The sequence below is a fragment of the Aquabacterium sp. genome (assembly GCF_041915145.1).
Taxonomy (GTDB): Bacteria; Pseudomonadota; Gammaproteobacteria; order Burkholderiales; family Burkholderiaceae_C; genus Aquabacterium.
The window spans coordinates 1-7940 of sequence record NZ_JAYSBZ010000104.1 but is presented as its reverse complement, the minus strand read 5'-3'; the positions used below and the strand labels follow the sequence as shown (position 1 = coordinate 7940).

Sequence of the window (7940 nt, the reverse complement as noted above, 5' to 3'; positions counted from 1 at the left end):
CCAGCGGCACCACGCGCCGCTTGCCGCCCTTGCCGAGCACGTGCACGTCGCCCGCCTGCAGGTCGACCCAGCCGACCGCCTGCGCGCTGGCTTGCACGTCCAGGCTCAGCAGCTCGGCCGAGCGCAGACCGCAGCCGTAGAGCAGCTCGACGATGGCGGCGTCGCGCGCCTCCAGCTCGGCCGCGAAATGCGTGCCGCGCGTCTGCTCGGGCGGCGGCGCTTCAAAGTCCGCCAGGTTCACCGCGTGGTCCACCGGCAAGGCCTTGGGCAGCGGCTTGGCCGCCTTGGGCGCGCGCACGCCCTCGACCGGGTTGAGCGACACCAGCCCATCGCGCCCCAGCCAGCGATACAAGCTGCGCCAGGCCGACAACTGCAGCGCGATGCTGCGCGGCCCCAGCCCGCCGGCATGCAGCCGCGCCACCCAATGGCGCACGTGGTGCGGCTTGACCGCGCGCAGCTCGATGCCTTCGCGCTGCACAAACTCATGCAGGCGCGTCAGGGCATCGGTATAGACGGCCAGGGTGCGCGGCGCCAGGCGGCGCTGCACGCGTTGATGGTCGAGAAAGCGAACGACGTCATCCGGCAGGGCAGGCGCGTCGCTCGTCATCGGCGGGGTGCTCAGGCCGCCGGCAACAGGCGCGACAAGGCCGCGCTGGCGACTTCGCCCACGCGGGCAAGGAATTCGGTGCCCATGTCCGCGCTGTAGCGGGTCGGGTCGGGCGAGCCGAGCGCCAGCAGACCAAAGGCCGGCGCACCCTCGTCGCTACCCGGCACGCGCAGCGGAATCAAGGCCACCGACATCACCGTGCTCGGGTCTTCCAGCCAGCTCGCGGCTTCGAAGCCTGAGTTCATGCCGCAATAGGGTTGCGTCAGGCTGGTGGCAAAGCTGCGAGCGTCGTCGCTCACCGGCAGCGCGCTCGACAACTCGGCGTAGGCGCGGTCCACGCCCCACACACGCAACGCGGCTTGCGGAATCAGAAACTCATGCTGCAGCTGCTCGATCAGCACGCCGGGCAGATTCGCCGCGTTGGCGGTGAGCAGCAGCGCGGCCGTCCAGCGGTGCAGGCGGTCGGCAATGGCCACGTTGTCTTGCCCGTAGCGGATCATCTCGATGATCTTGCGCTCGAGGCCCTTGTTCTTCTCGCGCAGCATTTCCATCTGACGCTCTTGCAGCGAGACGGCGCGCTGGCCGTGCGGGCTGGTGAGCTGCACGGCGGCGAGCAGCTCGGCGTGGCGCTCGAAGAAGCCGGGCGTGTTGATCAGGTAGTTGGCGATGTCGTTTTCGGTGATGCCGGTGGTGGTCATGTCAATGCGGGAGTTGGATCAGGCCAGGTCGGGCACGTCGATGGTGCCCTCGAACACGGTCACGGCCGGGCCGGTCATCATCACGGGCGCGTGGCCGCCGCCCCAGCTGATGGTCAAGCGACCGCCGCGCGTGTCCACGTCCACGGTCGAGTCGAGCCAGCCGGCGCGGATGCCCGCCACCACGGCGGCGCAGGCGCCCGAGCCGCAAGCCAGCGTCTCGCCGGCGCCGCGCTCGTAGACGCGCAGCTTGATGTGGTCGCGCGCCAGCACCTGCACGAAGCCGGCGTTCACGCGCTTCGGAAACAGCGTGTGCCCCTCGATCTGCGGCCCGAGTTCGGCCACCGGCGCGGTGTCGAGGTCGTCCCAGCCCAGGCGGGCGATGTTGAGCACGGCGTGCGGGTTGCCCATCGAGACCACGGCCACGTCGACCGCGTGCGACACCAGCGTGAGCGGCCAGAGCTCGAAATCGTTGACCACGTGCGGCTGCAATCCGGCCGAATGGAAGGGCACGAGCGCCGGCTCGAAGATCGGCGCGCCCATGTCCACGGTCACGCGGCCATCGAGCTGCAGATGCGGCTCGATGACGCCGCTGACGGTGCGTACCTTGATCGAGGTCTTGCTCGACAAGCCGTGGTCCGCCACGAAGCGCGCGAAGCAGCGCGCGCCGTTGCCGCATTGCTCGACCTCGCCGCCATCGGCATTGATGATGCGATAGCTGAAATCGATGCCCTCGGCGGGCGACGGCCCGACGATCAGGATCTGATCGGCGCCGATGCCGAAGCGCCGGTCGGCCAGAAAGCGGAACTGCGCCGCCGTGAGGTCGAGCGGCTCGCGCGTGGCATCGAGCACGATGAAATCGTTGCCCGCGCCGTGCATCTTGGTGAACTGGAGTTTGTGCGGCAGCTTCATGGGCGCGATTATCGGCGCAGCCATGAAAAAGGGCCACCGAAGTGGCCCTGGAGCTGCCCTGACTAGCGGCTAGATCAGAAGGCGTGGTTCCACTGCACGCCCAGGATCTGGGCGTGGCTGCGGAAGGTGCCCGCCACTTCGCCATAGGTGGTTCCTGTGCCGGGGTACGACGGATAGTTCGGCAACGCCGTGCCGGTAGGCTTGTCCGCATTGGTTTGACTATCGTATGAGCGATCAACCTTGCGGTTGGCGATGAAAACGTAGCTGTAAGCAAAGTCCAGCGAGTCCTTGCTTGTCAGCTTCCAGTTCGCGCCTACCGACAACCACTGGCGGTTGTTGTCAGGCATGGTCACCAGCACGTCGGAGTCAGCCCCGGACGGCGACTGGTCGTACATGTAGCCAGCGCGCAGCTTGACGCTTTCGTTGAGTTTGTAAGCAGCACCGATCGACGCCTTGTACGTGTCCTTCCAGTTGGTCTGCATGTAAGTCACGGTGATCGGCAACGCATCTACCACGACTTGATCAAGATGGCTGTGCCGAGTCCACGTCACGTCGCCCATCACGGCCAACTTGTCATTCACGTCGTGGTAACCATTAAGCGACAACGATTCAGGCGTCTTCACGGCCGCCGACGCTGAATTCGATGAGCTGCGCAGCACCCCGAGGTAGTCGGTCAGAGTCGCATCGCCCTTGTTGTCTTGCTTGATGGCCGAGCGGTAAGCCACGCCAAAACGGGTGCGCTCATCCAACTGCAGCATGTAGCCCAGGTTGTAGCCGTAGCCCCACGAGTCACCCTCGACGTGAAAGGTGAAGTCGGTGCTATTACCGGGCAAAGCCGAATATTTGACCTTGCGTTGCAGCATGGCCTTCATGTACTGGAAATCCAAGCCAAAGCCAAAACTGTGCATCTCATTGAGCTTGAACGACACCGACGGATTGATATCGATGGTTTTGAGCTCGGTCTTCTGCCCGTAATAACGCCCGACAAAATTGTCGCCGTATTCGACCTTGGCGCCGAAGGGCACGAACACACCGATGCCGGCCGTCCACTGGTCATTGATCTGATGCGTCAGGTAGCCGTGCGGCACCCACGTGCTGTGCACAGGATCCCCACCGCTGTCACCGGTCACCGACGTCGCGGCTCCCACCAGTGAACCAAGCGATGCGGACGACTTGCCAGTCGCCGATCCGGTCTGCTCAAACTTCACCGACGGCAGCACCAGATCCAGCACCTGGGTGAAGTTGGTGCCCTTCAGGCGCGACATGCCGGCGGGGTTGGCGTAAACCACCGAAGCATCTGCGGCTTCAGCGCCGTTGGCGTTGGCGGTGCCCTGACCCGCGGCACTTTGTGTACCGAAGTTGTAGCCCGAGGCCAGCGCGCCTTGGCTGACCAGCAGCGCGGCGGCCACGGCCAAGCTGGTGCGTACGGCGTTGAATTCTTGCTTCATCACGAATTTCCTACTTTCTGTTTTGGTGAATGGTCGCCATCGCTGGGCAACCCGGCGATGGCACGGCCAAGTCTGCAATGGCTGTATTTTTTATATTGCCCGTTTCAAACGTGCGTATTGAATCAGGCAAATGGAATGTCGAATACATCGACACCCAGCCAAGGCAGAAAGATAGGGGTTCCTGACGGCAAGCTGTTAAGGGATTCAACTAGGAGATGCCAAAAAAGCAACATTTCGTATCGATGTTTGTCGCCCAGTCGCGACATGCTCACGCTGCCTTGCCGATGCTTGCGGGCCAGCTTCGATACCAATACCCCGACCGCAGGGCGGGATATTACCGAACGAATTTGAATCGATATCTCTGGCGGCATGGCCCGAGCGGCTCCTCATCGACAAAAAAGAGCCACCAAAGCGACCCTTTTCTTTTATTACCGCCGAGGCAGCATGTTGGTAATTGAATCGAAACTGGTGATTCAACTGCGCGCCAAGAATCTGGGCGTGGCTGCGAAATACCCCTTGCACCACGCCGTTCGACGTGCCGCCCGTGGCCAGATTGGCGCCCGAGTTGCCCAGCGGCAGGTCGGGCGTGGTCGGGCTGTCGTGGCTGCGGTTGACGGTGCGGTCGCGCACGAAGATGCTGCTGTATGCAACGTCCATCGAGTTGCGGGCATCCCGTTTCCAGCCGGCGCCGAATCAGTACAGGCCGTGCTCTCCGGCGGGGCGGGTCTTGAAGCGCTTGTGCACCCACAGGTATTGCGCCGGCCACTTGGCGATCTGCACCTCGATCCAGCGGTTGAGCGCCGCCGTGTCGGCCAGCGCGTCGGCGGTCGGGAAACCGGGTAGCGGGTCCATGAAGTGGACGCGGTAGCCGCGCCCGCCCGGCAGCAGTTCGGCGATCACCGGCTGCACAACCATGTCGAGCGTGCGCGCCATGCGCGAGGGGGCGAGCAAGGTCGCCGCGGGCACGCCAAAGAAGGGGACGAAGGCCGCGTCTTGCAGGCCGAAGTCCATGTCGGGCAGGTTGAAGAAACCGCGTCCCTGCTGCTTGATGGCGCGCAGCAGCGGCTTGATCGAATCGCTGCGCGGAAAGATCTCGGCGTCACCAAAGCGCAGGCGGCCGCGCTTCATGGCGGCGTCCATGATGGGGTTGCTCTGCGCCTGGTAGATCGACGCCCCCGGGCGCTTCTGGCAGATCAGGATGGCCGCGCCGGCCACGTCGAGCCCCACGAAATGCGGACACAGCCACATCACCGGGCGCCCCTCTTGCTGCAGGCGCTCGGCCAGATGCGGGTCACCCTCGACGTGGATCATGCTTTCAACGCGCGCCTCGCTGGCGTACCAGAGGTAGCTGCGCTCGAGGATGCTGCGCGTGAGCCACTTGAAGTGCTCGCGCGCCAGGGCCTCGCGCTCGGCGGGCGTCTTGCTCGGAAAGCACAGCTCCAGGTTGCGCAGTGCCACCTTGCGGCGCGAACTCGCCAAGCGGTAGAGCACGCGCCCGAGGCCGTTGCCCAGGGCGGCCATCACCGGCAAGGGCAGCCAATGCAAGAGCCAGATGAATGCAAGCAGCAGGCGCGCCATGGTGAGAGATCCTTCTTGGTGTTGTTGTGCGGAATCGGCGGCCGGTCAAAGATCGCGTGGCTGCTTGTAGCGGTGATACCCCCACAGATACTGCTGCGGGCATCGCATGATGAGCCGCTCCATGGCGCGATTGATCACGGTGGCCGATTGTGCAAGATCGTCCGGCTGCCCCAGGCTCTCAGTCAGCGGCTCGAAGTGCACCCGGTAGCCCCGCCCCCACGGCAGGCGCTCGCCCCACGCCAGCAGCACGGCCGCGCCGGTCTGCTGCGCCAGCCGCGCGGCCAGCGTCATCGTGTAGGCCGGCTGACCAAAAAATGGCGCCCACACGCCCAGGCCCTGCGGCGGCACCTGGTCGGGCAGCACGCCCACCACCTCGCCGTTCTTGAGCGCGCGGATCATCTGGCGTACGCCCGCCAGCGTGGCCGGCGCGGTCTTCAAGCCGGCACGCGCCCGCGACGCCTCGACCACCTCGCGCAGCGCCTGCTGGCGCGCCGGGCGGTACAGCACCGTGATCGGGCTGCGCGCGCCGAAAGCCTCGGCGTACGCCTGGGCCGTGACCTCGAAGCAGCCCAGATGCGGCGTCAGGAAAACGATGCCCCGCCCCGCCGCCAGGGCCGCCTCGACATGCTCGCGCCCCGCCCATCGCACCACGCGCCCTTCCAGGCGATCGCTGTCGGGCCGAAGCCACAAATAAGGCAGCTCCAGCACCATTTTTCCGGCCTGCGCGATGGACTCGCGCACCCGACACTGAGGCACTCCGGCCGACGCCGCATTGGCACGCAGACGCCGCCGATAGGTGGGCGAGGCTGCGTAAACCAGCCAGCCCACGACCCAGCCCCACCCGTGGAGCAACCACAGCGGGCACCCTGCCAAACAGCGCAACAGCAAGTTCATGTTTGATTCATCGGTTTAAACTACCCGCGTCGCCGGTTTAAAGGACAACTTGCGGGGCGACAGGCTGCAACAGCGGCCGCACAAATACCGCTAAAGCGTTCGCCATGTGCAGTAACCGGTCTGGCGACGCGACATCAACCCGCCTGACAGGAGTGTAAAAGTGGCGAACGACTATCTCTTCACCTCGGAGTCCGTCTCCGAAGGCCACCCCGACAAAGTCGCCGATCAGATCTCTGACGCGATTCTCGACGCGATCTTCGCGCAAGACCCGCGCAGCCGCGTGGCCGCCGAAACGCTGACCAACACGGGCTTGGTCGTGCTGGCCGGCGAGATCACCACCAACGCGCACGTCGACTACATCCAGGTGGCGCGCGACACCATCAAGCGCATCGGCTACGACAACACCGAGTACGGCATCGACTACAAGGGTTGCGCCGTGCTGGTCGCCTACGACAAGCAGTCGAACGACATCGCGCAAGGCGTGGACCACGCGAGCGACGACCACCTCAACACCGGCGCCGGCGACCAGGGCCTGATGTTCGGCTACGCCTGCGACGAAACGCCCGAGCTGATGCCCGCGCCGATCTACTACGCGCACCGCATCGTCGAGCGCCAGGCCCAGCTGCGCAAGGACGGCCGCCTGCCCTTCCTGCGCCCCGACGCCAAGAGCCAGATCACGATGCGTTATGTTGACGGCAAGCCGCACAGCATCGACACCGTGGTGCTTTCCACGCAGCACAGCCCCGACCAGAGCGAATCGCAAACCAAGATGAAGGCCAGCTTCATCGAGGCCTGCATCGAAGAGATCGTCAAGCCGGTGCTGCCCAAGGAGTGGCTGCAGGACACCACCTACCTGATCAACCCGACCGGTCGCTTCGTGATCGGTGGCCCGCAAGGCGACTGCGGCCTGACGGGCCGCAAGATCATCGTCGACACCTATGGCGGCGCCTGCCCGCACGGTGGTGGCGCGTTCTCGGGCAAGGATCCGACGAAGGTGGACCGCTCGGCCGCCTACGCCGCGCGCTACGTGGCCAAGAACGTGGTGGCCGCCGGCCTGGCCAAGCAGTGTCAGATCCAGGTGAGCTACGCCATCGGCGTGGCCAAGCCGATCAACATCACGGTCTACACCGAAGGCACGGGCAAGATCCCCGACGAGCAGATCGCCGCGCTCATCAGCGAGCACTTCGACCTGCGCCCGAAGGGCATCATCCAGATGCTCGATCTGCTGCGCCCGATCTACGGCAAGACGGCTGCCTACGGCCACTTCGGCCGCGAGGATGCGGACTTCTCGTGGGAGCGCACCGACAAGGCGACCTTCCTGAAGGCCGCTGCCGGCATCTGAGCCAGGGCCTATTCGCCGCACTGAAAAACGCGCCCACCGTGGCGCGTTTTTTCATGGTCGCGACATACTCGCGGCCATGAACGCCCCTGCCTCCACCCCGTCCCTCCGCACCCTGCTCGTCGGGCTGATCGTGTTGCTGGCGCTGCTTGGTCTGTCGGCCTGGCACGCCCTCGACCTCAGCATCTGGGCCATGGAAGTAGCGCCCGTCTTCATCGCGCTGCCCATCCTGTTGGCGACGCACCGGCGCTTTCCGCTCACCGGGTTGCTGTATGCGCTGATCGTCGTCCACGCCATCATCCTGATGGTCGGCGGCCACTACACCTACGCCAAGGTGCCACTGGGCTTCTGGATGCAGGACTGGTTCGGCTGGACGCGCAACAACTACGACAAGATCGGCCACTTCGCGCAAGGCTTCGTGCCAGCCATGGTGGCGCGCGAGTTGCTGCTGCGCCGTGGCGTGATCG

The 7940-nt window shown here is 65.1% G+C and carries 9 protein-coding genes; 2 read left to right on the top strand and 7 right to left on the bottom strand.

Annotated elements, in window-relative coordinates:
* The 7 genes from ACE3SS_RS14080 to ACE3SS_RS14050 form a co-directional block, all read right to left on the bottom strand.
* Window positions 1-607 (bottom strand): site-specific integrase (locus ACE3SS_RS14080; protein ID WP_374594999.1); only part of this gene is annotated, 607 nt, incomplete at its 3' end.
* Window positions 608-618: 11 nt separating this feature from the next.
* A complete protein-coding gene (locus ACE3SS_RS14075; RefSeq protein WP_374594997.1) occupies window positions 619-1305 on the bottom strand; it encodes a DUF484 family protein in 687 nt (228 codons plus the stop codon).
* Window positions 1306-1323: 18 nt separating this feature from the next.
* Window positions 1324-2214, bottom strand: coding sequence for a diaminopimelate epimerase (dapF, locus tag ACE3SS_RS14070; protein WP_374594995.1), 891 nt, complete (start codon window positions 2212-2214; stop codon window positions 1324-1326).
* Window positions 2215-2288: 74 nt separating this feature from the next.
* The gene (locus ACE3SS_RS14065) at window positions 2289-3623 is read right to left on the bottom strand and encodes an OmpP1/FadL family transporter (protein WP_374594993.1); all 1335 of its coding nucleotides are present in this window, start codon (window positions 3621-3623) and stop codon (window positions 2289-2291) included.
* A 243-nt stretch (window positions 3624-3866) separates the two neighbouring features.
* The gene (locus tag ACE3SS_RS14060) at window positions 3867-4319 is read right to left on the bottom strand and encodes a hypothetical protein (RefSeq protein WP_374594991.1); all 453 of its coding nucleotides are present in this window, start codon (window positions 4317-4319) and stop codon (window positions 3867-3869) included.
* A gap of 36 nt (window positions 4320-4355) precedes the next feature.
* Window positions 4356-5240, bottom strand: a complete 885-nt coding sequence (locus ACE3SS_RS14055) for a lysophospholipid acyltransferase family protein (protein WP_374594989.1) — start codon at window positions 5238-5240, stop codon at window positions 4356-4358.
* Between the two features lie 45 nt (window positions 5241-5285).
* Window positions 5286-6134, bottom strand: coding sequence for a lysophospholipid acyltransferase family protein (locus tag ACE3SS_RS14050; protein ID WP_374594987.1), 849 nt, complete (start codon window positions 6132-6134; stop codon window positions 5286-5288).
* Window positions 6135-6294: 160 nt separating this feature from the next.
* On the opposite strand from ACE3SS_RS14050, the gene metK reads away from it, so the two are divergent.
* Window positions 6295-7476, top strand: coding sequence for a methionine adenosyltransferase (metK, locus tag ACE3SS_RS14045; RefSeq protein WP_374594985.1), 1182 nt, complete (start codon window positions 6295-6297; stop codon window positions 7474-7476).
* Window positions 7477-7552: 76 nt separating this feature from the next.
* On the top strand, window positions 7553-7940 hold a 388-nt coding region (locus ACE3SS_RS14040), incomplete at its 3' end, for a DUF2238 domain-containing protein (RefSeq protein ID WP_374594983.1).

Excerpts from the sequence above, each read along its gene's own strand:
- ACE3SS_RS14075 (WP_374594997.1), bottom strand. The coding sequence starts at position 1,305 with ATGACCACCACCGGCATCACCGAAAACGACATCGCCAACTACCTGATC.
- dapF (WP_374594995.1), bottom strand. The coding sequence starts at position 2,214 with ATGAAGCTGCCGCACAAACTCCAGTTCACCAAGATGCACGGCGCGGGC.
- ACE3SS_RS14060 (WP_374594991.1), bottom strand. The coding sequence starts at position 4,319 with ATGGACGTTGCATACAGCAGCATCTTCGTGCGCGACCGCACCGTCAAC.
- ACE3SS_RS14055 (WP_374594989.1), bottom strand. The coding sequence starts at position 5,240 with ATGGCGCGCCTGCTGCTTGCATTCATCTGGCTCTTGCATTGGCTGCCC.
- ACE3SS_RS14050 (WP_374594987.1), bottom strand. The coding sequence starts at position 6,134 with ATGAACTTGCTGTTGCGCTGTTTGGCAGGGTGCCCGCTGTGGTTGCTC.